This is a genomic window from Leucobacter aridicollis (assembly GCF_013409595.1).
Taxonomy (GTDB): Bacteria; Actinomycetota; Actinomycetes; order Actinomycetales; family Microbacteriaceae; genus Leucobacter; species Leucobacter aridicollis.
Map to the genome: position 1 here is coordinate 710001 of NZ_JACCBD010000001.1, position 24219 is coordinate 734219.

The 24219-nt window shown below is 67.7% G+C and carries 28 protein-coding genes; 22 read left to right on the forward strand and 6 right to left on the reverse strand.

Translation table 11 applies throughout. The annotated features are described in order from the left end of the window. Positions 1-68 precede the first annotated feature (68 nt). Both BJ960_RS03105 and BJ960_RS03110 read left to right on the forward strand, forming a co-directional pair. Complete coding sequence (locus BJ960_RS03105; RefSeq protein WP_185986217.1) at positions 69-971, forward strand: SMP-30/gluconolactonase/LRE family protein; 903 nt, start codon at positions 69-71, stop codon at positions 969-971. Positions 972-1030: 59 nt separating this feature from the next. Then, entirely contained in the window at positions 1031-2212 is a 1182-nt protein-coding gene (locus BJ960_RS03110) for an amidohydrolase family protein (RefSeq protein ID WP_185986218.1), read from the forward strand. 31 nt (positions 2213-2243) lie between these two features. Here BJ960_RS03110 and BJ960_RS03115 read toward each other — a convergent pair whose 3' ends face one another. Next, positions 2244-3932, reverse strand: a complete 1689-nt coding sequence (locus BJ960_RS03115; protein WP_237463618.1) for an MFS transporter — start codon at positions 3930-3932, stop codon at positions 2244-2246. Positions 3933-3936: 4 nt separating this feature from the next. After that, complete coding sequence (gene glsA / locus BJ960_RS03120) at positions 3937-4941, reverse strand: glutaminase A (protein ID WP_185986219.1); 1005 nt, start codon at positions 4939-4941, stop codon at positions 3937-3939. Positions 4942-5160: 219 nt separating this feature from the next. On the opposite strand from glsA, the gene BJ960_RS03125 reads away from it, so the two are divergent. Next, the gene (locus tag BJ960_RS03125) at positions 5161-5796 is read left to right on the forward strand and encodes an NAD(P)-dependent oxidoreductase (RefSeq protein ID WP_185986220.1); all 636 of its coding nucleotides are present in this window, start codon (positions 5161-5163) and stop codon (positions 5794-5796) included. Positions 5797-5814: 18 nt separating this feature from the next. Beyond that, positions 5815-6186: a winged helix-turn-helix transcriptional regulator gene (locus BJ960_RS03130; RefSeq protein ID WP_185986221.1), complete on the forward strand. Its 372-nt coding sequence runs from the start codon at positions 5815-5817 to the stop codon at positions 6184-6186. Positions 6187-6208: 22 nt separating this feature from the next. Here the strand turns inward: BJ960_RS03130 and BJ960_RS03135 are convergent, their stop codons facing one another. Then, the gene (locus BJ960_RS03135; protein WP_221936266.1) at positions 6209-6961 is read right to left on the reverse strand and encodes a TetR/AcrR family transcriptional regulator; all 753 of its coding nucleotides are present in this window, start codon (positions 6959-6961) and stop codon (positions 6209-6211) included. 174 nt (positions 6962-7135) lie between these two features. Between BJ960_RS03135 and BJ960_RS03140 the strand changes: the two genes are divergently transcribed. Further along, the gene (locus BJ960_RS03140) at positions 7136-8923 is read left to right on the forward strand and encodes an acyl-CoA dehydrogenase (protein WP_185986223.1); all 1788 of its coding nucleotides are present in this window, start codon (positions 7136-7138) and stop codon (positions 8921-8923) included. 48 nt (positions 8924-8971) lie between these two features. Here BJ960_RS03140 and BJ960_RS03145 read toward each other — a convergent pair whose 3' ends face one another. Beyond that, the gene (locus BJ960_RS03145) at positions 8972-10279 is read right to left on the reverse strand and encodes an MFS transporter (protein WP_185986224.1); all 1308 of its coding nucleotides are present in this window, start codon (positions 10277-10279) and stop codon (positions 8972-8974) included. Positions 10280-10446: 167 nt separating this feature from the next. Between BJ960_RS03145 and BJ960_RS03150 the strand changes: the two genes are divergently transcribed. Genes BJ960_RS03150 through BJ960_RS03165 form a run of 4 tightly spaced genes read left to right on the forward strand, consistent with a single transcriptional unit; the run spans position 10447 to position 14747 of the window. Then, positions 10447-11787 (forward strand): LCP family protein, encoded by a 1341-nt coding sequence (locus BJ960_RS03150; protein ID WP_237463619.1) that lies wholly within the window; start codon positions 10447-10449, stop codon positions 11785-11787. A gap of 13 nt (positions 11788-11800) precedes the next feature. Beyond that, positions 11801-12997: an FtsW/RodA/SpoVE family cell cycle protein gene (locus BJ960_RS03155; RefSeq protein WP_185986225.1), complete on the forward strand. Its 1197-nt coding sequence runs from the start codon at positions 11801-11803 to the stop codon at positions 12995-12997. A gap of 26 nt (positions 12998-13023) precedes the next feature. Further along, positions 13024-14091, forward strand: a complete 1068-nt coding sequence (locus tag BJ960_RS03160; RefSeq protein WP_185986226.1) for a sensor histidine kinase — start codon at positions 13024-13026, stop codon at positions 14089-14091. Continuing rightward, the gene (locus BJ960_RS03165; RefSeq protein WP_307814653.1) at positions 14091-14747 is read left to right on the forward strand and encodes a response regulator transcription factor; all 657 of its coding nucleotides are present in this window, start codon (positions 14091-14093) and stop codon (positions 14745-14747) included. The genes BJ960_RS03160 and BJ960_RS03165 overlap by 1 nt, the downstream gene beginning before the upstream one ends. Here BJ960_RS03165 and BJ960_RS03170 read toward each other — a convergent pair. Continuing rightward, the gene (locus BJ960_RS03170; protein WP_185986227.1) at positions 14744-15709 is read right to left on the reverse strand and encodes a carbon-nitrogen hydrolase family protein; all 966 of its coding nucleotides are present in this window, start codon (positions 15707-15709) and stop codon (positions 14744-14746) included. The genes BJ960_RS03165 and BJ960_RS03170 overlap by 4 nt on opposite strands. Positions 15710-15765: 56 nt before the next feature. Further along, positions 15766-17190, reverse strand: coding sequence for a purine-cytosine permease family protein (locus BJ960_RS03175; protein ID WP_202229174.1), 1425 nt, complete (start codon positions 17188-17190; stop codon positions 15766-15768). A 92-nt stretch (positions 17191-17282) separates the two neighbouring features. Here BJ960_RS03175 and BJ960_RS03180 point away from each other — a divergent pair, with 92 nt between their 5' ends. The 13 genes from BJ960_RS03180 to BJ960_RS03240 all read left to right on the forward strand — a co-directional run bounded on the left by BJ960_RS03180 (position 17283) and on the right by BJ960_RS03240 (position 24207). Continuing rightward, positions 17283-17858 (forward strand): TetR/AcrR family transcriptional regulator, encoded by a 576-nt coding sequence (locus tag BJ960_RS03180; RefSeq protein ID WP_185986229.1) that lies wholly within the window; start codon positions 17283-17285, stop codon positions 17856-17858. Between the two features lie 100 nt (positions 17859-17958). Beyond that, positions 17959-18483 carry a hypothetical protein gene (locus BJ960_RS03185; RefSeq protein WP_185986230.1) on the forward strand — a complete coding sequence of 175 codons (525 nt, stop codon included), beginning with the start codon at positions 17959-17961 and terminating at the stop codon, positions 18481-18483. Between the two features lie 72 nt (positions 18484-18555). Beyond that, complete coding sequence (locus BJ960_RS03190; RefSeq protein ID WP_221936267.1) at positions 18556-19482, forward strand: pseudouridine synthase; 927 nt, start codon at positions 18556-18558, stop codon at positions 19480-19482. A 218-nt stretch (positions 19483-19700) separates the two neighbouring features. Next, positions 19701-20207: an Asp23/Gls24 family envelope stress response protein gene (locus BJ960_RS03195; RefSeq protein ID WP_185986232.1), complete on the forward strand. Its 507-nt coding sequence runs from the start codon at positions 19701-19703 to the stop codon at positions 20205-20207. After that, complete coding sequence (locus BJ960_RS03200) at positions 20204-20395, forward strand: DUF2273 domain-containing protein (RefSeq protein ID WP_119283285.1); 192 nt, start codon at positions 20204-20206, stop codon at positions 20393-20395. The genes BJ960_RS03195 and BJ960_RS03200 overlap by 4 nt, the downstream gene beginning before the upstream one ends. After that, positions 20392-20778, forward strand: coding sequence for an NTP pyrophosphohydrolase (locus BJ960_RS03205; protein WP_185986233.1), 387 nt, complete (start codon positions 20392-20394; stop codon positions 20776-20778). The genes BJ960_RS03200 and BJ960_RS03205 overlap by 4 nt, the downstream gene beginning before the upstream one ends. Then, the gene (locus BJ960_RS03210) at positions 20779-21357 is read left to right on the forward strand and encodes a DNA/RNA endonuclease G (RefSeq protein ID WP_185986234.1); all 579 of its coding nucleotides are present in this window, start codon (positions 20779-20781) and stop codon (positions 21355-21357) included. Continuing rightward, positions 21354-21971: a hypothetical protein gene (locus BJ960_RS03215; protein ID WP_185986235.1), complete on the forward strand. Its 618-nt coding sequence runs from the start codon at positions 21354-21356 to the stop codon at positions 21969-21971. Before BJ960_RS03210 ends, BJ960_RS03215 begins: the two co-directional genes overlap by 4 nt. Before the next feature lie 41 nt (positions 21972-22012). Further along, on the forward strand, positions 22013-22228 hold the full coding sequence (locus BJ960_RS03220) for a hypothetical protein (RefSeq protein WP_121075801.1): 216 nt from the start codon (positions 22013-22015) through the stop codon (positions 22226-22228). Positions 22229-22293: 65 nt separating this feature from the next. After that, positions 22294-22467: a CsbD family protein gene (locus BJ960_RS03225; RefSeq protein ID WP_185986236.1), complete on the forward strand. Its 174-nt coding sequence runs from the start codon at positions 22294-22296 to the stop codon at positions 22465-22467. A 215-nt stretch (positions 22468-22682) separates the two neighbouring features. Beyond that, positions 22683-23249, forward strand: coding sequence for an RNA polymerase sigma factor (locus BJ960_RS03230; protein ID WP_185986237.1), 567 nt, complete (start codon positions 22683-22685; stop codon positions 23247-23249). Next, a complete protein-coding gene (locus BJ960_RS03235) occupies positions 23246-23860 on the forward strand; it encodes a hypothetical protein (RefSeq protein ID WP_237463620.1) in 615 nt (204 codons plus the stop codon). Before BJ960_RS03230 ends, BJ960_RS03235 begins: the two co-directional genes overlap by 4 nt. Beyond that, the gene (locus BJ960_RS03240; protein WP_185986238.1) at positions 23857-24207 is read left to right on the forward strand and encodes a hypothetical protein; all 351 of its coding nucleotides are present in this window, start codon (positions 23857-23859) and stop codon (positions 24205-24207) included. The genes BJ960_RS03235 and BJ960_RS03240 overlap by 4 nt, the downstream gene beginning before the upstream one ends. Positions 24208-24219: the final 12 nt, after the last annotated feature.

Genomic DNA, 24219 nt, shown 5'->3' on the forward strand with positions numbered 1-24219 from the left:
GCTACGGCCGGCGCTGCTTGACCCCGCCTAGGGCTTGCGGTCTCGGCCCGCGCGGCTAGGGTCGAGGTATGAACATCAACGGTGAGTTCACAACAGTCGTGTCGGGTATGTCGTTCACGGAGGGGCCGCGCTGGCGCGATGGGCGCCTGTGGTTCGCTGACTTTTACACGCACGCTATCTATTCGGTGCGCGAAGACGGGACTGATCTTAGGACCGAGATCGAGGTGCCTGAGCAGCCCTCGGGTTTTGGGTGGCTGCCCGACGGCCGCCTGCTGTATGTCTCGGCGCTCGACCGGCGCGTGCTCCGACGCGAGCCCGACGGCACCACAGTCGTCCACGCTGACCTTTCAAGTATTGCGCCCGCGCAGCTCAACGACATGATCGTCGACAGCGTGGGCCGCTGCTGGCTCGGTCAGTTCGGGTTCGATCTCATGGCCGGCGAAGATGTGGAGACGGCCACGCTCATCCGTATCGACCCGAACGGCGCGTCTGCCGTCGTCGCCGCCGACCTGTGGTTCCCGAACGGGATTGTCATCACCGACGGCGGCGGCACCCTGCTCGTGAATGAGACGTTCGGCAACCGAGTCAGCGCGTTCGACATTGGGGCGGGAGGGGCGCTCGGCCCGCGACGGGACTGGGCCGTGTTCGGGCCGCTCCCTGAGTCCCGCAACGTCGGCGAGATCATCGCCCAGGGGCCCGTCGCCCCCGACGGGTGCGGACTCGATACGGAGGGGCGGCTCTGGATCGCCGACGCCCTGGGAGGCCGGGTGATCCGCGTCGCCGAGGGCGGCGAGATCCTCGACACGATCGCGCCAGGGACGGGCGCGTTCGCCTGCATGCTCGGCGGCGACGATGGGCGAACGCTCTTCGTGTGCTGCGCCCCCGACTTCGATAAGCACGCACGAAGTGCCGCCCGTGAGGCCGAGATCCGGGCGTTCCGCGTGGGCGTTCCGCGCGGCGGCCAACCGTAATCAACGCCTACGGCGATCTCGCGGTCGTCACCCGCTTGGGTTTGGTATACCATTCGAATATGGATCTCGTACTCGCAAATGTCCGCCCGTGGGGCGCCGCCCCGGTCGACATCGAAATCACCGGAGACACGATCACCGGCATTGTCGAGCACTCGACGGCCACTGGCGCGCGTCGCGTTGACGGTCGGGGGCAACTCGCGCTCCCTGGCTTCGTGAACGCTCACGCGCACGTCGACAAGAGCTGGTGGGGCAAACCCTGGGTCTCGTACGGCGGCGAGGCCGGCACGCAGGGGCGCATCGCGCACGAGCGCGCGGTGCGCGACAGCCTGGGCATCCCGAGCCTCGACTCGACAGTGCTCGTGCTGCGCGAGTTCCTGCGACACGGCACGACGCGGGTGCGCACCCACGTCGATGTCGACCTCGGGACCGGGCTTCGCGGCATCGAGACCGTGCAGCGCGCCGTGGAGGTGCTCGGCGGCGCCATCGACGTCGAGATCGTCGCGTTCCCGCAGGACGGCGTGCTGCGGCGCCCGGGCGTGCGGGATCTCCTCGACGAGGCGGCCGCGAACGGCGTCGCCCACATCGGCGGCCTCGACCCCGCCGCGATCGACCGCGACCCCGCCGGTCAGCTCGATCAGCTCTTCGAGATCGCTGCCGCCCGCGACTGCGGCATCGATATCCACCTGCACGACGGCGGATCGCTCGGCTGGTTCGAGTACGAGCTCATCGTCGAGCGGACGCGTCGCTTCGGGCGAGAGGGGCGCGTGAACGTCTCGCACGGGTTCGCGCTCGGCTCGGTGCCACCAGACAGGGTCGCGCGGACTGTCGCAGAGCTCGCCGCGGCTGGCATCACGTGGTCGACGGTGGCGCCCGTCGGGTCGACGCCCCTCCCGCTCGCACACATGCGCGCGGAAAACCTTGCGTTCGGGCTTGGCACCGACGGGATCCGCGACCTCTGGTCGCCCTATGGGGACGGCGATATTCTCAGGATCGCGCAGAACTTCGCCAGGCTGCACGCGCTGCGAAGCGACGCCGACCTGCAGTACGCGGTTGAGGTCGCATCGAGTCGCGCGGGGCAGTTCGTGAGCGCGCCCGTGCACGACATCGTGGTGGGCGCCCGCGCCGACATCGTGCTGCTCGACGCCGAGAACCCGCAGGACGCGCTCATGCGCAGCCCGCGACGCGAGCTCGTCGTCGCAGGCGGGATCGTCGCGGTCGAGGCCGGCGAGGTGCGGGTCTAGTCCGCGCTGATCCCGCACCGCGCCGGCCCGGTTAGCGTTTGGCCGGGTTCGGGTCTGGTACCTCGTGCCGTTTCACGTTCGGGAGGCGGCTCGCGGGAATGATCGCGACGGCGCTCACGCCGGCGAGGATCAGCAGGCCGAGCTTCAGCGCCTGAAGCCTCGACTGCTCGTTGACCTGAATGAAGGCCTCGACCGGGGCATCGGTCGCGTCCGTGCCCGCAAGCGCGGCCGCGAGCTGGTCGTTCGGCACGAACGTGCGCGAGTCGATGTCGGCCTGCGCGACGAGCTCGGGCGAGAGCTCCACATGGCTCGCGATCGCGGCGGTGACGTTCGCGCTCAGGATCCCGACGAGGAGCGCGCCCGCGACCGCCGTGCCCACCGCGCTCGCAAGGTTCTGGGTCGTGCCGCGCACGGATCCGACGTCGCCCGCGAGTTCCTTCGGCGCCGCGGTGACGAGCACGTTGAAGACGAGCGTCACGAGCGCGCCCTGGCCGACGCCGAACACGAACAGGCCGAGGATCGTGGGCAGCGTCTCCCAGTTGTTGGTGACGACGAGCGCGAGCCATGCGAGCGCGACGGTGGTGAGCACGAACGAGAACACCCCGATGGTGCGCGGCGAGAACCGGGTGTAGAACCTGACGACGAGGGTCGCAGTGATGAAAACTGTCAGGTTAAACGGCAGCATCGCGAGTGAGGTGTCGAACGGGGTGCGCCCCTGCACGATCTGGATATACAGCGGCACGGTGAAGTTCAGCGCCGCCTCGAGCGCGACGACGATGAACATCGCGTAGATCGCCGCGCGCTCGCGGTGCGAGCCGAACACCGCGAGGCTCACGAGCGGCTCCTTGCCGAGGGCGGTGCGTCGCCGCGTCCAGACGAAGAACCCCTGCACGCACATGACGCCCGCGAGAATGAGCAGCGGGGCGGGGGAGAGCCCGAGGATCGACAGCGGGGCGTCGTCGGTCGCGCGGACGAGGCCCCACCGGTTGAGGTTGTTCACGCCGAGCGTCAGCGCGACGATGCCAGCGCCGATGAGCAGCGCGCCGACGAGATCGATGGCGATGCTCGCGTCGCCGCGGTCCGACCGCAGCCGGAAGCTCAGGGCAAATACCACCACGGCGATCAGCAGGACCACGGCGAACACGGGCCGCCATCCGACGAAGGTCGCGAGCGTGCCGCCGAGCAGGAACGCGGTCACCCCGGCGAGCGCGCGAGCCGAGCCGAGCGACCCGATGGCCGTCGCCTGTTGGGCCCCGCGATAGTTCTCCGCGATGAGTGCGACAAGGCTCGGGACGATGATCGCGGCCGAGGCGCCGGCGAGCGCCTGGGCAAGGATCACCCAGCCGACGCTCGGCGCGAGAATCATGGTGAGCGCCGACACCGCGAAGATCGCAACCACGATCCTGAACATTGCGACCCAGCCGACGCGCTGACCGATCTTCGCGCCGACCATGACCAGGGCGGCGACAACGAGGCCGTATGTCACGATCGCCGTGCTGACGTCGGTGGCCGGAACGCCAAAGTCGCTGACCATGCCGCCGAGCGTCACCGGGAGCGCCGCAACGTTGTACGACATGAGGATCTGGGCCAGGAAGAGCCCGATCATGGGCACCCACGAGCTGCGCTCGTCAGGGAGGCCCGGCACGGACGCCCCGGGGACGTCGGGCTCGGCGCCGTCGGGGGCGGCGTGCGCGGGGATGTGGGCTGCGGGTGCGGACATGGTGTTACTCCTTCTGGGCGAAGTGAGACGAGGACGCAAAGAGATTGAGGCCGAGTGCGCGCGAGAGGTACGCGGTGGCGATCTGGCCGCGGACGCTGTTGCCCGCGGCGTCGAGCGGCGGCGAGAACGTTGCGATGCCGCCCTTGCCCGGGGCGACGCACACGATGCCGCCGGCAACGCCGGACTTGCCGGGAAGCCCGATCTCGAACAGCCATTCGCCAGAGTTCTCGTACATGCCCGAGGCCGACATCACCGCGAGCGTGTCTCTCGCGACCTCCGCCGACACGACCCGCTCGCCGGTCACGGGGTTGACTCCGCCGTCGGCGAGCGTCGCACCCATCACCGCAAGATCGTGGGCGCTGACGAGCAGCGAGCACTGCCTCGTGTACACGTCGACGACGCCCGCTGGATCGACGCGAATCCGGCCGTAGCTTTCGAGGAGCTGCGCGATCGCCGCGTTGCGCTGGTTCGCCGCCATCTCGGATGCGTAGACGGCGTCGTCGAGCTCGAGGGCGCGGCCGGCGAACCGGGAGAGACCGTGTTGGATCGTGAGCCACCGGCGCTCGGGGGAGGCGGCGGGAATGAGGGCCGTCGTTGCGAGCGCCCCCGCGTTCACCATCGGGTTTCGCGGATGACCGCCGTTCAGTTCGATGGCGACGACCGAGTTGAATGCCAGACCCGTGTTGTTCACGCCGACAGTCGCGAGCGCCGCTTCGTGACCGACCGCGTCGCACAAGAGGGCGTACACGAACGCCTTCGAGATGGATTGGATCGAGAACAGGGCGGCGGCGTCGCCGGCCTCGTGCGTCCCGCCGTGAACGTCGACGAGGCTCAGGCCGAACTGTGCCGGGTCGGCGGTCGCGAGCGCCGGAATGTAGTCGGCGACGGTGCCCTCGTGGTGGGTGGCCGCGTGTGCGTACGCCGCCTCGATGAGCGCATCCACGCGTGAGTCGCCGGGCAGCGGACCCGTCGCTGCCTCCTGCGGAACGTGTGCGATGTCGAGCTCCATTGCTCTCCCTCGGTGAGCGGCGCCACCATCATCGGCCATTCCCGGTGAATCTCACGCCGTGAAGCTAATGTAAACCCAATTTGCACGCTGTGTCATTAGAAAACATTGCTTGTGCCTGGGCAACTACACTCCCGAGCTTCTCCAGGAAATTTCCAGACACTACCTTTTCAATAGTCGCTATATTCTAGATAGTAAGCAATTCAGAAGTGAGGGTTGGAAATGGCAAGAGTCGTGGTGTTTGGGGTCTCTGGATATGCGGGTGGCGCGATTACGCGCGAGTGGGTTGCGCGCGGGCACGACGTGTTGGGGGTGTCGCGGAATCCGGAGGTGCCCGACGCGCCGGTCGAGGTGCGTGCCGGGTCGATCTTCGATGATCAGCTCGTGAGGGAGGTCGCGCAGGGAGCGGATCACCTGGTCGTCGCGCTCCACGCGTCGAGCGAGCCCGCGCTCGAGACGGCGCTGCCAAGCCTGACCAGTGCGGCGATCGCCGAGGGCGCGACGTTGAGCTTTGTCGGCGGCGCAGGCTCGCTGCTCGTCGCAGCGGAAGGTCCGCGGCTCTTCGAAACGGCCGACTTTCCAGCGGCATACCAGCCTGAGGCGCGGGCCCACGGGGCGATCCTCGACACGCTGCGCGCAGCTCCTGCGGAGCTCGACTGGTTCTACGTGAGCCCCGCCGCGGAGTTCGGGTCGTGGAACGCTGGCGAGCGGACGGGAACCTTCCGAATCGGGGGCGATGTCCTGCTCACGGCTGCCGACGGGTCCTCGACGATCTCGGGCGCAGACTACGCTATTGCGTACGTCGACGAGATCGAGCGGGCGGAGCACCGCCGCGCGCGGTTCAGCGTCGCGTACTAGTCACGCTGGGAGGGCAACGTGAACGACGAGCAGGCATTCGATCCGTACAACCCGAACTGTCCGAGCAGGCAGCTCGTGGACAGGATCGGCGATCGCTGGACCGTGCTCATTATCGGCGCCCTCGCCAGCGGGCCCGCCCGTTACGGCGAACTCGCCGACAGCGTCGCGGGTATCTCGCCGCGCATGCTGTCACAGACGCTGAAGGCGCTCGAGCGCGACGGGCTCGTCGCCCGTGAGGCGTTCGCAGAGATTCCGCCGCGCGTCGTCTATAGCCTCACCCCGAGCGGCGAGAGCCTCAGGCCCGTGCTGCTCGCGGTCGAGACGTGGGCGCGCCAGCACATGCCTGGCGTGCTCGCGGCCCGCGAGGCCTTCGACGCGCAGCAAGCGTAGGGGGCGACGTCGATCGGGGAGACTAGTGGCCCGGAGGCGAGCTCGCCTCCGCCGAGTTCGCGGGGGCGCCGCCTACTGCCGATCTCCCGGTCACCGGCCCGTCCGTCGAGATCCCTGACAGCCAGATCGTTGCGAGCGTTCGGCTCGCCTCCTCGAGCGGCTGCGCGGCGATGTCGGGGTCGCGCAGCACGAAGCGCTGAAAGGCGTAGAACTCGGTCATGCTGCCGAGCATCTCCGCGGCGATGCTCAGGTTGAGATCGCCCCGGATGTGGTCGGCGAGCGCCGCTTTCGAGAGCGCGCCGCTGATGCGGCCGTAAAAGGCGCGGCGCGAGGTCGTCCAGATCCTGGCGATCTCCTGGTCGGTCTGCGAGAGTTCGACAATCACGCCAAAGAGCGCGCGGTGCTGCTCGTAGAACTCGAAGTACTTCTGCGTCGACTCGGTGACCGAGTCGATGAGGTTCTCGGCGTCGAGCGGAATCCGAATGAACTCGAACACCTCAACGGTGAGGTCGCGCAGCAGCTCAAGGGTGAGCTCGTACCTGTCGGTGAAGTATCGATAGAAGGCGCCCGTGGTGAGCCCCGCGCGCGCGGTGATGTCGGCGACGCGCACGTTCGCGTACCCGCGTTCGGCGAACAATGCCTCGGCCGCGGACATGATCCGCGCCCGGGTGTCGCGGCCCTTCGGCGTCGCAGGCAGCGTAGCCGGAAGCGCCGCGGGAAGTGTGGTCGGGGCAGCGGGCTCTGCGGTGTGCCCGCCGTCGAGATGCTGCGCCACGCGTTGCCCGCTTTCGTCTGCCATGAAGGTGTCGCGGGGTGCGACACGTGCCAGCGTACCCGGAGCGAGCGCGAAACCAGCCGCAGTAGCCCCTTTCAGGTAAAAGTGACGTCATGTTTACTTTTTGTGTAGGGTGGGTGGCGTAACGCAGTGGTTACCCGATTGGAGCGTGGCATGGAGCACAAGAAATCGCTGATTCTGGACGCGGCCGACCTTGATTTTTGCCTGTACGACTGGCTCGACGTTGAGGCGCTGAGCCGCTTCGACCGATTCGCCGAGCACAATCGCGAAACATTCGAAGGCCTCACCGGGCTCGCGCGCGAGCTCGCCGAGGAGTACTTCGCACCGCACAACCGCAAGGCCGATCTCAACGAGCCCGAGCTCGTCGACGGCAAGGTGCAGCTCATCCCCGAGGTCAAGGCTGCGCTCACGGCGTTCGCCGAGGCCGGCTTCCTCGGAGCGACGATGGATGCGGAGCACGGTGGCTTTCAGGTTCCCACCGTCGTCTACCGCGCGGCGTTCATGTGGTTCCAGGCGGCCAACGTTGGCACGGTGTCGTACGCGCTGCTGACGACGGCCGCGGCGAACCTGATCCGCGAGCACGCCTCCGCGGAGCTCGCCGCGAAGTTCCTGCCGCCGATGCTCGATGGCAGCTGGACGGGCACGATGAACCTCTCAGAGCCTGGCGTCGGCTCCGCGCTCGGCGACCTCACCACGAGCGCGACGCGAACGGCCGACGGCATGTACCGCGTGCGTGGCGACAAGATGTGGATCTCGGCGGGGGACCACGAGCTGTCGGAGAACATCGTGCACCTCGTGCTCGCCCGCACAGGCGGTCCCGGCGTGAAAGGCCTCTCGCTCTTCATCGTGCCGCGCTGGCTCGGCGAGCCAGGCGCGCTGACGGAGCGCAACGACGTCTCGCTCGTCGGCATCAACCACAAGATGGGTTACCGCGGCACCGTGAACACGGCGCTGAGTTACGGCTCGGGAGCGTTCCCCGTCGGCGACGAACCAGGGGCGGTTGGCTACCTCATCGGCGAGGAGGGGCGTGGCCTGCACTACATGTTCCTCATGATGAACGAGGCACGGCTCGGCGTCGGAGCCTCCGCGGTCGCGCTAGGCACCACCGGCTTCCTGCACGCCCGCGAGTACGCTCGGGACCGTGTCCATGGCAAGGAGATCGGGGCGAAAGACGCGGCCGCGCCGGCAGTGCCGATTATTCGGCACCCGGACGTCAGGCGCATGCTTATGCTCGCGAAGGCATATTCGCAGGGCGGCACCGCGCTGATCCTGTACGCGGGCAAGCTCCTCGACGAGAGCGAGGCCGAGACTGACCCGCAGAGAAGCGCCGCCCTCGCGCTCCTCCTCGACGTGCTCACGCCCGTCGCGAAGAGCTGGTCCTCGCAGTGGGGTCTCGCGGCAAACGACATCGCCATCCAGGTCCTCGGCGGCAGCGGGTATGTGCGCGACTTCCCCGTCGAACAGTTCTACCGTGACAACCGGCTGAACCCGATCCACGAGGGGACCCACGGGATCCAGGCGCTCGACCTGCTCGGACGTAAGGTGTTGCTCGACGGCGGCTCGGGCCTTGCCGACCTCCTCGGGCGGATGCGCGCGACGTGCGACCGGCTCACGGCCGCGGAGCCGGAGCTCGCGGCGCTCGTCGCCGCCCGTGTCGACCGAGTGGAGGCCGTCACCCGCGAGCTCTGGGAAGACGGCGACCCGACCACGGCGCTCGCAAACGCGGCCCACTACTTGGAGGCGATGGGTGACATCGTAGTCGCGTGGCTGTTCCTCGACCAGCTCGGGGCCCTCGACGCCGCGCCCGCCGCAACTGCCGCGGAGAAGCGGGCGACCGCGCGATTCTTCATCACCCATGTGCTGCCACGGGTCGACGCAGACCTTGACCTGCTCGCCTCGAGGGATCGCCAGCTCGTCGAGCTCGACGAGACGCTCATCTAGCGCCCGGCCCGCGGTCGGCGTGCGGCCTGGCGTCGGTGGGCCGTCGAGCTAGTCGTCGCCCGCGGGGAGCTCGTCCGAGCGCTCCGCTCGGCGGCCCGGCCGCAGGATGAAAAAGCCAAGCACGATGGCGCCGAGCGTCAGCACGGTGCCGCCGAAGAGCACCGAGCCGCGCAGCCCGAACAGGGAGCCGAGCACCGCGACGCTGATGCCGCTGAAGGTCATCATGCCGGGGCCGAACATCGTGTAGGCGCCGATGACGCGGCCGCGCTGGTCGTCCGGGGCACGCAGCTGCACGATGCTCATCTCGGTCGCGTCGGCGGTGATGCGAGCGACCCCGCCGACGAGCAGCGCGACGACCGAGAGCGCGTAAAGCGAGCTCGCCGCGAACACGATCGTCGTGATGCCGAGCACCACCGCAGCGATGACCGCGGTGCGCGCGGTCGTCGGGACGCGGCCGGTCGCCTCGAGCAGGAACCCGCCGAGCACGCCGCCAGCGCCGTTCGCGAAGAGCAGCACGCCGTACGCGAGGCCGGCCGAGCCGGCGCCGAGCCCCTCCGCGAACTCGGGCATCGCGTTCTGGATCACGGCGCCGATCGTCGCCGCGCTGAGCGCCGAGAGCAGGATCATGCCGAGGAGTTCGCGGTCGCGCCGAATCGTGCCGAGCACGCTGAACGCTGAGAGGAACGTCATCGGCTTCTCGCACGCACGGGCCGGGGCGGCCTCGGGGGTCGCCGCCTCGGGGTCGCGGCCGTCGATCTTCACGAACCACAGGAAGACGGTGAGTGGCAGATAGAACAGGATGTTCACAAACATGCCGGCGGCCGGGCCGATGCTCAGCAGCAGGGCAGAGCCGACGACGGGACCGGCGAGGAACGCGAGCGACCGGAACGTCGCGTTCATGCGGATCGCGCCGGGCAACTCCTTGGGGCCAGCGAACTTGTAGAGCAGGAGCTGCTCCGCGGGCATCCACAGGCAACCGGCGACGCCGTGCAGCACGAGGAGCACGCAGGCGTGCCAGAGCTCGAGGCTGCCCGTGAGGAACAGGAACCCCCAGGCCGCTGAGACTGCCATGAACAGTGCCTGGCCTACCTGGATGACCCGCCGGGGATCGAAGCGTTCCGCGAGCGCTCCCGCGGCGACGGAGAAGAGCAGGTACGGCAGCCAGTGGCTGACGATCTGGAAGCCGACGAGCCACGGCGAGTGGAAGGTCTGCCAGAGCACCCAGTACGCGAGCACGTGCTCGACATTGTCGGCCATCATCGAGAGCGCGCCGCCGCCAATGTATGGCCCGGTTCTGCGGTCGAGGAGGGCGCCAAACTTCCGTGGCCGCTCTTCGGGCACCTCGACGCTATTCATCAGACCACACTGTACCAATGCGATTGCTATCCCATTGCTTGCGGCGTGACGCCGCGCTTCCTTGGAGAATTCTTGGCGCGCACGCGGGAGCCTGGATCGGTGGTGGCGAGCGCTCCGGCGCACCGCACCGCCACGTGTGTTCACGACCGAGTACCGAACGGATTCACATGCGCAACGACCCATTGCTCGAGACTCCCGCGCCCGCCGGCCGACCTCGCATGAGCCGGCGCCAGCGCAAGCGCCTCACGATCGTGATCGCGGCGACAGTCGCGAGCGCGCTCGTGCTCACCGGCGGTGCGATCGTCTTCGCCTACCACCAGGCGACCGACAGCATCGTGCGCTCCGACTTCACGCTGCCGCAGGTGGCGGAGGTCGCGCCGGATCCGGGCGAGCAGAACGTGCTCATCATGGGCATGGACAGCCGCGTTGACCAGAACGGCAACCCGCTGCCTGACGGCGTCTACGAGGCGCTCCACGCCGGCGGCGCCGACGACGGCGGCTACAACGCGAACGTGCTCATGCTGCTGCACATCCCGGAGGATCGCTCGAAGACCGTCGGCATCTCGATCCCGCGCGACGACTACGTCGAGATCTCTGGCGCACCGCTCGGGGTGACGCACTCGAAGATCAAGGAGGCGTACGGCCTCGCGATGCAGGAAAAGATGAACGAGCTCTCGTGGGGCGAGGAGCAGCTCTCCGACGACGAGCTGTACCAACAGGCGCGCGCGGCCGGGCGACAGGCGCAGATCGAGACAGTGTCGCACTTTCTCGGCGATGTGCGGATCGACCACTTCGTTGAGATGACGATGGGCGGCTTCTACCACGTCGCCGAGGCTGTCGCGCCCGTCTCGGTGTGCCTGAACCAGGCGACGGAAGACTCCTTCTCGGGCGCCAACTTCGAGGCAGGGGTGCAAGAGATCGACGTACAGCAGGCGATGAGCTTCGTCCGGCAGCGCCGCGACACCGGCTACGACGGGCCGTTCCTCACCGACCTTGACAGGTCGAGGCGGCAGCAGGCGTTTATGATCTCGCTCACCGACAAGCTGCAGCAGAAGAGCACGCTCATGAACCCGAAGACGGTCTGGTCACTCGTCGACGTGACGCAGAAGCACGTCGCGCTCGACTCCGAGTTCGACGTGCTCGGGTTTCTGAAGATCGCCCACCAGGTCTCGCAGACCGGAGCCGAGTTCGTGACGCTGCCGATCGTCGGGTTCGACAACATCGGCGGAGCCGACGTCAATATCGTCGACGTCGACGAGGTGCAGGCGCTCGTCGCGTCGATCCTCGACGGCAGCTACTTCGAGCCCGCCGCACCCGACGGCGACCTCGACGGCGACCCCAACGACGTGGGCGAGCCCGCCGCCGCGGACGGGGAGGACGCCGGGGTCGACGAGTCCGCGGACGCCGCTCCGGAGGAGGCCACGGAGGAACCGGCCGAGCCCGGCACCGCGCGCTACGACTCGTGGGAGGAGCCCATCCGGGCTGGCTCGATCCCCTGCGTGAACTAGCGGGCGGCCCGGCATGCGGCAGCACAGTGTCGTCACGCCGTCCCGCGCGGCGAGGCCGGGCGTCGTGCCCGCCGCGCGAGGCAGGCTCCGCTCGCTGACAATCGCGCTCCTCACGATCGTGCTCCTGCTCGTCGGCGTCGGGGTGCTGATGGTGCAGTCGGCGAGCCAGGTGGTCGCAATCTCAGCGGGACAGCACCCGCTCGGGGGCGTGCTCCGGCAGGGCGGGTACGCCGCGATCGGGATCGCGCTGATGCTCGCGATCAGTCGGGTGCCGACCGCGGCGCTCCGCCGGTACTCGTGGCTGCTGCTCGCGGCGGGCTTTCTCCTGCAGGTGCTTGTCTACACGCCCCTCGGGTACGAGGCTGGCGGCAACCGGAACTGGCTCAGGCTCGGCCCTATCTCGATGCAGCCCGCCGAGTTCATGAAGTTCGTGCTGCTCGTTTGGGTGTCGGCGGTGCTCACCACGAAGCGACGGTTGCTCGGAGACTGGCGGCACGTGGCGATCCCGATCCTGCCCGTCGTCGCCGCGTCGATGCTCATCAACATCCTCGGTGGCGACCTCGGCACGCTCCTGGTGCTCGCCGCGCTCGTGTTCGGGTGCCTGTACTTCTCGCACGTGCGGCTGCGGATCCTCGCCGGGATAGCGGCCGTCGCCGCCCTCGGGATCGGCGCGATGACGCTCATGAAGCCCAACCGGGTCGTGCGCATCATGCACTTCTTCGAGGTCGACTGCCTGCGCGACGCGGAGCACGCCTACGCGGGGTGCTGGCAGACGCTCAACGGCTTCTGGGCGCTCGCGCATGGCGGCATGTTCGGCGCGGGCGTCGGCGGATCGACCGCGAAGTGGCACTGGCTGCCCGAGGCGGAGAACGATTTCGTCTTCGCGATCCTCGGCGAGGAGCTCGGCTTCATCGGCGCGGCGACAGTCATCGTGCTGTTCGTCGCGCTCGCCGCCGTGTTGCTCGCGCTCTCGACCTGCACCGACAGCGCGTTCGCGCGTTCGGTGCTCGGCGGCCTCGTCGTGTGGATCTCCACGCAGATGATCGTGAACATCTCCGTCGTGCTCGGGTTCGTGCCCGTGCTCGGCGTCCCGCTCCCGTTCATCTCGGCCGGCGGGACATCGCTGCTCTCGCTCCTACTGGCGGTCGGCGTCGCCCTCGCCTGCGTGCGCGAGGCGGGCGCTCCCGTCGACGCTACACGCGGGCGTTAGCGGGAACGAAGCCAAACGTGCGAAGGTTGACGCAACACTGGTACGCGGGCCCGATGGCCGGCCTCGGCGAGGGGAGGGCGCAGATGGCGCGAGCACGCATGGCCGCGCGGCGGCTGCCCGACGAAGAGGCATACCGCCGGTCTGCATCGAAGATCGGCTGGCAGGTCATGGCGGTGTGCGCGGCGCTCGTTGTCATCGGCGGCGCCGTGATCCTCGGCTTCGTGTTCTGGCAGACCACGCCGACCGAGGCCGCGAAGCCCGCCCAGCCGGGGGAAATCGAAGTGCGGCTCGACCCCGGCGAGCTCATCCTCGCGACCGTCCTCCTCGCGACGGGCGCGATTCTCTGCGCCGGGCTCGCCGCGCGCCTCATCGCCCGCCGCGCCGTCTACCCGCTCGACGAGGCCTTCCGTCTGCAACGCCGCTTCGTCGCCGACGTCAGCCACGAGCTGCGCACGCCGCTCGCGGTCATCGACGCGCGCGCCCAGCAGCTCGCCGCGCTCACCCCGCCGGGTGACGCGCGCCAGCCGGTGCTCGTCGAACTGCGCCAGGACGCCAGGATCATGGCCGACGTGATCGACGCGATGCTCGCGACCGCGTCGGGCGGGGAACCCGGATCCGGATCCGCGCCGCTCGCCGAGACCATCGCCGCAGTCGCGCGCGATCTCGGCGAGGTCGCACGCCCCTTCGGGGTGAGCATCGCCGCGGACAGCGAGGAGCTCACGGTCGCCGCCCCGACGCAGGTGGTCCGGCGCTGCCTCGTCGCGCTCACCGACAACGCGATCGACCACGCGCCAGCGGGCAGCACCGTCACGATCGTCGGTGCGGCGCGCGGCGCCGACGCAGTCGTGACGGTGAGCGACAGCGGCGACGGGATTCAGGGGATCTCGCCCGACCGCGTCTTCGACAGGTTTGCGCAGGGCGCGACGCCGGCGACGGCACGCGGCGCCGCGCGCACGAGCCGCGGCATCGGGCTCGCACTCGTGCGCGAGCTGTGCGCCGCGCACGGCGGGAGCGTTGGCGTCGCAAGCTCGGGGCCGGGCGGCACTACCTTCGAGCTCTCGTTCCCGCTCGCCGACCGAAACGGCGACGAGTAGTGCTGCGGCTGCTCATCGTCGAGGACGACCCGCGGCTCGGCCCCATCATGCGCGACGTGCTCGCCACAGGCTGGGACGTCGAGCTCGTCACGAACGCGGAGGACGCCGATCGGTGTGCGGCGGCGACACCGTTCGACGTCATGATCATCGACCGCGGCCTCCCCGGCATGGCCGGCGAACAGTGGGTGCGGGACCTCCGACGCCGGCGGGTGCAGACCCCGATCCTGCTGCTCACCGCCCTCGGCGAGCTCCACGACAGAGTCGAAGGGCTCGACGCCGGCGCGAACGACTATCTCGTGAAGCCTTTTGAATTCGAGGAGCTGAACGCGAGGCTTCGCGCGCTCACCCGCCGGTACGACGGGTCGGGCCAGCGCTACGACATCGGGGGGTGGGAATTCTCGCCGGAGGATCAGCGGATTGAGTCGCCGTACGAGGGGAGCGTGCCGCTCACGAGCACCGAGACCGCGCTGCTCTCGGTGCTCGCCGCGGAGCCCGGCCGGACGTTCTCTCGGGAGGAACTGCTGGCGCGCGTGTTCGCGCACGGGGAGCGCGACACGACAGTCGAGACCTACGTGCACTATCTGCGGCGCAAGACCGACAAGGACCTCATCGAGACCGTGCGCGGGCGCGGGTACCGGCTCGGGCGGTTGAGCTAGTCTCGCCTGACGACAACGCCATCGCGCCGACGCGCGTCAACGCGGAGTTCGAACACATCGTTCCTGGCCGAATGACCGACGACGTCGAGATCGTGGTGAGCGCGATCGAGCGCGCTGAGATCGATCTCAGCGAGCACAATCCCCGGTCTTCCGCGCACTGGCTCAACCACATAGTGGCCGTCCGGGCCGATGACCGAAGAGCCGCCGTCGAACAAGAGCCCCGAGGTCGGTGCTTCCGGGCCCACCCCGATTCGGAACGGCTCACGCAGCGCCTCCGGAAGATCCTCAACCGCGAGGTACAGGCCAGCCGAGAGTACGAAGCAGCGCCCCTCGAACGCGTAGCTTCGCGCGGCGACCTGATGAATGTCGCTTGTCTCGGGCCACGCCGCGATGTGAATTTCTTCACCCGAGGCATGGAGGGCCTGGCGGGCCAACGGCATCCAATGCTCCCAACAGACGAGGCCACCGACTCGACCCACCGGGGTATCGATCGCGCGCAGCCCCGCAGCGTCTCCGGCTCCCCAGATAATGCGCTCGGAGTGCGTGGGAACGAGCTTGCGGTGAACGTTCAGCGTCGAGCCATCAGGCCCGATCGTGAGGATGCTGTTGTAGAGCGTGCCGCCGGTGTTTGACCGCTCGTTGAGCCCCATCACGACGGTGACCTGTCGGTTCGCCGCAACTGCACGGAGATCTGCAAGCGCGTCGGCTGCGTCGGCCGTCGCTCCGAGCACCGGGCTCTCGGCGAGCAACCGAGCGTGCCAGTGGCGGGCCTCAGCGTCGTCCCACCCGGCCATGCCAAAGGCCCAGGCCGGGTAGCAGGTCAACCATGTCTCTGGAAACACAATGAGGCGCGCCCCCGCATCAGCTGCTTCTGTCACGTGGGCGACTGCGCGCATCACCGAGGCGCGGAGATCGAGGACGGCGGGTGGATACTGAACGATGGCGACGGTGTGATGCGTCATTGGTGCTCCTTGGTGTGCGGTGGCGTGTGATCGTGTGGACGGCTGAGGCGTTACGTTTAGCGCGACCCCTCGAGCACGCGCTCACTGTGGGCGATTGCCGCCGCTTCGGCGGTGCGATCCTGTCGACGAGTGAGCAAGTAGTACAGGCCGCCGGAAACGACGATTGCCGGCACGAACGACAGATCGGCGCCGCCGAGAGCGTGTGCCACCGGGCCGGTATAGAGAGGCAGCGAGAAGAACGGGATTGCCACAACGAAACCTGCGAGATATGACACGAGTCCGCGCCAAGTCCATCGACCATAGATCCCGTTGGGGTTGAAGATCTCGGTGATCGCATACCGTCCGTGTCGTACGAAGTAGAAGTCCACGAGGTTCACGGCGGTCCATGGCACGAGGAAGTAGAGCATCAGCGTCACGAACGAGTTGAAGCTGTCGAGATAGTCATCGGGGATCGACAGTGCGACAACGAGAGCGAGCACTCCGACGAGCGCGAGACTGACGACCCGCAACGTCACGGTCGGCCGCATCCGCTTGAACCCATCGACGCCGCTAATGCCGGTGAGCATCGCCCCATAGGCGTTCACTCCCATGATCGTGATGAGCGCGATCGACCCGACGAGGACGACGACGGTGCCAAAACCAGGGAACAGCAGGTCGCCGGTCTGCATGAGGGCGGGGATGCCATCAACGTTGGGGATCTTGCTGCTCAGGACGGCTCCGAGCGACATCAACCACACCGCGGACCCGGCGGCACCTGCGTACGTCCAGCCGATGAGCTTGCCAGCCGGAGCATCTTCGGGAAGATACCTGGAGTAGTCGGAGACATAGACGGAGTAGCTGAGGTTGAAGCCGGCAGCCAGCGAGAACTGGACAAAGAACGCGGCAGTGTTCCAGCCGGCAGTGAGCCCGGGAGCTCCCGCAGCAGTCGGCAACACGAATATCGCAAGTACCGTCACGATGCCAAACGTGACGATCAGTACGTAGGTGAGCCACCGCTGAACGACGTGGAGAAGGTCGTGCCCGACGATCGCGATCACGATCGAGACAACGATGAGCACGGGATACCAGAAGAACTCGCTGCCGGGGGCCACTGTTTGAATGCCCTGAGTCCCGATGATGGTGTCAAACACCATGAAACCGACGTAGACGAACACGGTGGCGATGAATGGGATGATCGCGCCGCGCGAACCGAACTGGGCTCGTGACTGAATCATTTGCGGCAGTCCCATTCGCGGTCCTTGGTTCGCGTGGAACGCCATGAAGAACGTTCCCGATCCCGCGCCGAGGACGATGGCGAGCACGGTCCAAGGGACGCTGAGACCCATCGTCGGACCTGTGAACCCGACGAGCATTGTGAGGATCACGAAGTTCCCGGTGAACCAGAAAGGCCCCTGGTGCCAGACTTTGCCCCGACGTTCTGCCCGGGGGACGTAATCGATCGACCTCGTTTCGATCGTCGGGGGAGTTGATTGCGTTGACATCATTGTCCTCTCTGCGTCGGCTGTATCGCCCGAAAAATAGTCGCACAGTTGTGCGAATTGAGATAGTAGCACAGCTGTGCGAGAATCTCTGTATGGCAAGACAGCTCGATCACGAAGCTCGAGATCGTGCTGTCGTCGAGGCTGCGTGGCGCGTCATTGCCCGCGAAGGCATGACGGCGCTGACGGTGCGCAGCGTGGCAAAGGAAGCCGATCTTGCTCCGAGCTCGCTTCGGTACTCATTTCCGACGCAGAGCAGCGTCCGAGAGCGCGCGATCTCAGCAGTCCTTGAGCGTCTGCAGGAGCGGGTCGAAGCGCTTCCGCGCGACAGCGAATGGGGCAAGAACGCACTTCTCGAGCTCATGCCAGTCGACGGCGAGAAACACACTGAAGCGATCGTGTGGCTTGCCCTCGAAATGGCCGCGGTCGCAGACTCGGACTTGCAGCCTGTCAGGGCGCGCGCTAACGCATACATTCGGAGTGTCTGCCAAGACGTTGCCGAATGGCTCGGGGCATCTTCTGTGGATCTCGTCGACCAACTACATGCCTTCGTCGACGGATTAACCTTGCATGTCGTCGTCCGTGAAGAGTGCACTCCAGACTGGGCGGAGCGGGCGCTGCTTGTGTACCTGGCCGAGGTTCGCGAGCGGATAGCCTCCACCGCCGGCTAGCCGCGCCCGGCGCCCCGCTGTGGAGCGGCAATGCCGCCAAGTGCGGGATACTGGTGGGTGGCAATTTTTCGCCCGCACGCACCTGGGGAGGGCACGCATCATGGATCTGTCGGCAACGAATGAATCACCGCTGAATCGCTACGGATCGCTGGAGGAAGCCCTCGTGCACCGGCGCGCCCCTGTCCCGAATCGCGTGTTCCTGCGCACCATGCTGAACCGGGTCCCTGTGGAGCGGCTCATGCGCGCCGACGGCGGGATCACCGTCGTGCGTTCGGACGGCGGCCCCGACATCCAGGTGCGCCAGGGCTACTCGGTCGGGTTCATGTCGGAAGAGGACGCGATTGCCGCCGCCGGCAGCGAGGCGCCGCGCTGGCGGAGCAGCCGCCGTCCCGGCATGTGGGCCGTCGACCACCCACTCCACGGACGCGGCTCGATCATCGAGGCCGAGGAACTCGCGGCAGAGCGCGGCCCGGTGAAGGCGTCACGCGCCAAGGGGGCCCGGGCCGCAAAGCCGAAGGCCGAGCCGAAGGTGAAGCCCGCGGCCCAGCAGGAGCGCGTGCAGCCCGTCTGCCCGAACTGCTTCATGATGATGGCGCTGTCGGGCGTCTGCGGCAACTGCTCGTAGCGCGTCGGAGCGGAGCGTATCGGCTGCCGGTAAGCTCATCTGGTGCCTCCGCGTTCTCCGTTGCCCCAGCGTATGGGGCTTGATGCAGCCTGGCTGAATACCGCTGCGCGGCCGGGGGAGGACCCGCGGGCGTGGGTCCTCATGCGCGACTGGCTGCAGTTCCGGGTCGGCGAGCACATCGACGTCGACGCGTTCATCAACGGCGGCAGGTTCGTGCTCGAAACGGGCGACCCGGTGCTCGCGGACGACGTGTACCGATCCAACGTTTTCGTCTGGTTCTATCGCGATCTGCCGGACGAAGCGCCGGTGCCGGGCGACATTCCTGTGCTGTTTCGCGACGACCGCATCGTCGTCGTCGACAAGCCGGCCTTCCTCTCGACGATTCCGCGCGGGCGACACGTCAGGGAGAGCGTCGTCGTGCGCCTGCGGCATGAGCTCGGGCTGCCCGAGCTCACCCCGATGCATCGTCTCGACCGCGTGACCTCGGGCGTGCTGCTCATGTCGATCGAGCGCAGGCATCGGGGTGCCTACCAAACGATGTTTCAGGACGGCGAGGTCTCGAAGACCTACCGGGCCGTCGCCCCGGTGCGGCAGGGGCTCGAGCTGCCGACGACGGTGCGGAATCACCTGCGCAAGGTGCCGGGAACGATGCAGGCTGAGGTACTCGCTGAGAAGGAACCCAACTCCGACTCGCTCGTCGAGTTCGAGCGGGCGCTCACGCCGCAGGAAGAGGCCGTGCTCGGCGGCGCACCGGGCCGGGCGATCTACCGGCTCACCCCGCGCACGGGCAAGACCCACCAGTTGCGGATTCACCTGTGGAGCCTCGGGATCCCGATCGAAGGCGACCCGCTCTACCCGGAGACCCGCGACGTCGCCATCGACGACTTCACGACGCCGCTCCAATTGCTCGCGAGCGAACTCCGGTTCACCGACCCCGTCGACGGGCGCGAGCGGTCCTTCGTGAGCGAACGGGCCCTGCCGCTCGTCGCGGCGAACTAGCCTGCGCTCCTCCGCAATAGCTCGCACTCGGCGTTGAAATGGCCATCGCCGGTGCGCGACGATGGCGACACCCGGTGTAAATCAGGGAAATTGACCAAAATTTCTAGGTTTCTTGTGACGATGTTGCCCCTCCCACCGACCTACCTACAGAGCGACATGCTTCGCTCGCACTGACGGTGTGGCCGTTCGGGCCGCACCCCCACAGGGAGGAAATTCTGATGGCTACCGAAGAGAAGAACACCACCCCAGCAGGCGCGACCTCGGCGGCATCCGCCCCACACGCGGCGTCGCCATCGTCGCGCGTCGACCGGGTCCAGTTCTCCACCGACGCAAACGAGACGAACCACGCAGGCGGTCGCACGAGCGTCGCCGAGGGCGTCGTCGCGAAGATCGCCGGAATCGCTGCCCGCGAGGTCGGCGGCGTCTACGCGCTTGGCGGCGGCGGAGCGCGGGCGCTCGGCGCCATTCGCGAAGCGATGAACGCGACCGACCTCACGCAGGGCGTGAAGGTCGAGGTCGGGGAAACCCAGGCCGCCGCCGACATCACCATCGTGGTGGACTACCCGGCACCGATCCAGACCGTCGCCGAGAACGTGCGCACCGCGGTGACCGCAGCGATTACCAAGATGGTCGGACTCGAGGTCGTCGAGGTCAACGTCGATGTGAACGACGTGCACCTGCCGACCGACGACGCCGACGACGACGCAGAGTCGCGCGTCTCATGAGCGCCACTCTGGCGGGCGCGCTGACCGGCGCGGTGCTCGCGTTCGCGGGGCTCATCTTCGGGTTCTGGGGATTCCTTCTCGTCGCGATCCTCATGGCCGTCGGTGCGCTGGTGGGTCGAGTGGTGTCGGGCGATCTCGACCTCCGGGCGCTCGCCGGCGTCTTCACGGGTAGGCGAACGTCGTCATGAGCACCACGACCGTTGACGCGCCAGCTCAGCAGACGGTCGGCCCACGCCACAACGTGCGGGGCGCGATTCGCGTTCAGCCGCGCGCACTCGAGAAAGCCGTCCGCGAGTCGATCGCACACCGAGCCGGCGCACCGCGCGAGGCGGTGAACGTCGATCTCGCGGACTGGGGCGGGGCACTCACCGTGAAGGTGGCGACGAAACTGCCGATTCCCGAGCTGTCTCAGACTGGAACCATTCAGGCTGAGATGCCACTCCTGGAGCGCGTCCGCGCGCTGCAGACCGCGCTCGTGAGCGAGCTCGGCCTGCTCACCGGCCGGGAGATCAGGCGCGTGTCAGTCGTGGTCACCGGCGCGATCATTCCAGAGCAGAGGCGGGTGAGGTAAATGTTGAATGGCATCCTGACGCGCGTCGTGCGGCGCGAGACTCATTCCCCGCGGACCGCGCTCGCCGTCGGAGCACTCGTGCTCACGGCGGCCGCGGCCACCTATGTGGGGATCGAGCTCGTGCTTCATCTCACGCGCTCACAACCGCTCCTCGTCGCTCCGGGGGACGCAGCCAAGTGGCTCGGCGACGTGCCCGCGCTCGGTAGTGCCGGCGCCGCCGGCGCGCTGGTGATCGGCGTGCTTGGGCTCGTGCTCGTTGGCCTCGCGATCGCACCCGGCCGGCGATCAAAGCACCAGCTCACCGATGGCCCCTATGCGGTTGTCGCCGACAACGGCGTCATCGCCTCGGCGGTCGCCGAGCGTGTGCGGCGTGAGCTCGACGTCTCGCGCGGCGCCGTTGTCGTCGGCATCGGACACCGAAGCGCCGACGTCACCGTCCGACCCGAGCCCGGGCAGCAGATCGACGCCGGGTACGTCCGGGAGATCGCCGCCGCCGAGCTGTCGAGCTATGGGCTTTCGCCAACGGTTCGTGCCCGAGCCCGGATCCAGCGCCCCACATCGAACGGAGGTCAGGAATGAATGCGACCAACCGTGCGGTGAACCGCGGCGTCCTGCTCGTCGTCGGGCTCATCCTGCTGGCGGCAGGTGGAGCGGCCTTCGTCGCCATCATCTGGCGTCCAGCGGGCCAGGTCTGGCAGGACGGGGTTGGCCAGCTGCGCGAGTGGCTCATCGCCGCTGACGAGGGCTCTCGACTGCACCCGAGTACGACTGTCAGTTGGGTGACCCTCGGGCTGTTACTCGTGCTGCTCGCGATCGTCGTGTTCGCGGTCGTCACCGTGGCCCGCCTGGGCGGTGGCAAGGTGCATACCGTGACGCGTGTCGAGGGGGACGAGGGGGCGATCGGCCCCGTCACCGTGACCCAGGGGTTCGTCGCCGATGCGCTGAACGAGTCACTTTCGAGGCACGAAGAGATTCTGTCGACGAAGGTGAGCGCAAGCCGCGTGCGCGGCGAGGACGTGCTGCACGTGAGCGTCACGCCCCGTCAGAACGTCTCGCCAGCCCGCACCGCGGCCACCGTTGCCGGTCTCCTCGACAATCTTGGCACGTTGCTGGGGGAGCGACCGCCGACCTACATCTCGATCCACGCGGGTCTGCGCGCGAAACTCGCCGCCGACCAGCCCCGGGTCCGCTAGCCCCGCCACGCCAGTAGTTACAACCAGAAAGGGGGAACACGATGTGGAAGAACCTATTCATTGTCGCCGTCATCGGCATAGCGGCGTATTGGGTAGGCGTTGAGTCCGCGAAGTCTCGCGGGAAGAACTATGAGGATCTTCGCCACCAGATCGAACGCTTGTGGACAAGCCCTGAAGCGCAGAAGGCTCGTCGCCGACGCGCTAAGGCCACGCGCAAGCTCGTCCAGCAGGCGCAGAAGCGCGTGCTCAACGCATAGCCAGAAACCAGTCACACCACCACCGACCCCGAACCCCTTCGGGGCACATCAGACAGGAGAACAACATGAGTGCAGAAGACAAGATCAAGGCGGCCGCCGACAAGGTTGTAGGCCAGGTCAAGGAGACCGTCGGGAAGGTCACCGACAACGACAAGCTCGTTGCGGAGGGCAAGGCCGACAAGCTCAAGGGCGAGGCCAAGGGAGCCGTCGAGGACGTCAAGGACGCGTTCAAGAAGTAGGCCCGACGCCGGTGAGGTGGCCCAGGCCACCTCACCGGCCGCCGTGGCGGAACTGTCGAATCCTCGCGCTCCGAGCGCCGCAGGATCGAATGGTTGCCAGAAACCTACAAAGGGTCGCGCGATTGTGAATCCCGTACCGAGGATGGGAATCGTGGTCAGTGGTGAATGGCCGCAACGAGTTTCGGGGGAAACACACCGTGCGAGGGGAGCAACGGATGGCGGAGCAACATCACCGGGAAGTATTGGAGACAGCGCCCGACTGGGTCCTTGTCGGGCGGGCCACCGAGGGAGACACCGTCGCCTTTGCGGCGCTGGTGCGGCGATACGCTCCGATGATGCGGGCCTATGCGAGACGAATACTGCCAGGCACCGCCGAGCTCGACGACGTGGTGCAAGAAACGTTCATCACCGCGTGGGAGCAGCTGGAGACGCTCGAGAACCCCGACCGGGTAAAGAGCTGGCTCATGCGCATCACGAGTCGAAAAGCGGTCGACCGTGTGCGTGCCCTGCGCCCGCACACAGACATCGCCGCGCTCGAGGTGCCCGGACCGCAGCACTCGGATCCTCCCCGCAGACACGAAGCGAGCGCGGGCGTGCAAGCGCTGCGGGAGGCGCTCGCGGATCTGCCGGATACCGAGCGTCAATGCTGGGTATTGCGAGAAATCGGCGAGTATAGCTACGACGAGATCGCTGAGCAGCTCGAGCTCCCGGCATCGACGGTGCGCGGCAAGCTCGCCCGGGCCCGGCAACACATAATCGTTCGAATGGAGGAGTGGCGATGAATATGTCCGACCATCGTGCGCTCCTGGGGCTGCGCCCAGAGGACCTCGACGGCGTCACGATCGAGGAACTCTCGGAGTACCTGGATCGCGAACGCACCCCGCCCGACCCCCGTATCGAGGCGTCGGCGGGGTGTCAGCGCGCCCTCGACGCGCTGCAGCGCATCGGCGAGCTCTCACCCCTGCTCCTCGACGCCGATGCGGCCGCCGAACCTCCCGCGCAGGACAGCTGGGTGCAGGGAGTGCTCGCGGGCATCGCGCTCGACGTTCACGCCGGACGGCGGATCCCGATCGCTGTCGACAGCCCCGCTGCCGACGCCGGAATCACCGAGGGCGCGCTCCGCGGCCTCATCCGGCGGGCGGAGCGTGCGGCGCCCGGCACGCTGATCGGCAAGTGCACGTTCGTCGGTGACATCACCGAGCCGACCGCACCCGTCCGCGTGACGATCGAACTGAGCGTCCCGTACGGCGCCGCGATCCACGCGGCCGCGGACGCAGTTCGCCAGGAGATCCGATCACTCGTGACCACCCACACGACCGTAGCGCTGACCGACGTCGACATCATCGTGCGCGACGTGCAGCCCGTGAACCCGCAGACAGTAGAGAACACATGACCGAACGTGCCGCTGATCACCTCGAAGCCGCACTCGAAGCCGCCATCCGATCCGTGCCCGGAGTGACTGGACTGTATCGGACAGGCAGCGGCGTCGCGAAGCTTGTCGATGCGAGCGCGGCGCTGCTGCGCGGGCAACAGCAGCGGTCGCCGCTCGTGCGCGTCGAACATGGGACAGCGGGCGTGACAGTGACCGCCGCGGTCGGCGTCGACGCGGCAGTGAGTAGCGTGCAGGTGCTCGAACTGGCGAGCGCCGCTGTCGCCGACGCCGTCACCGCGTCGCAGTTGGCGCTCGAGCAGGTGCACCTCACCGTGGTGCATCTCAACGGAGACGGCCTTCGCGCCTGAGGCCACCGCCGT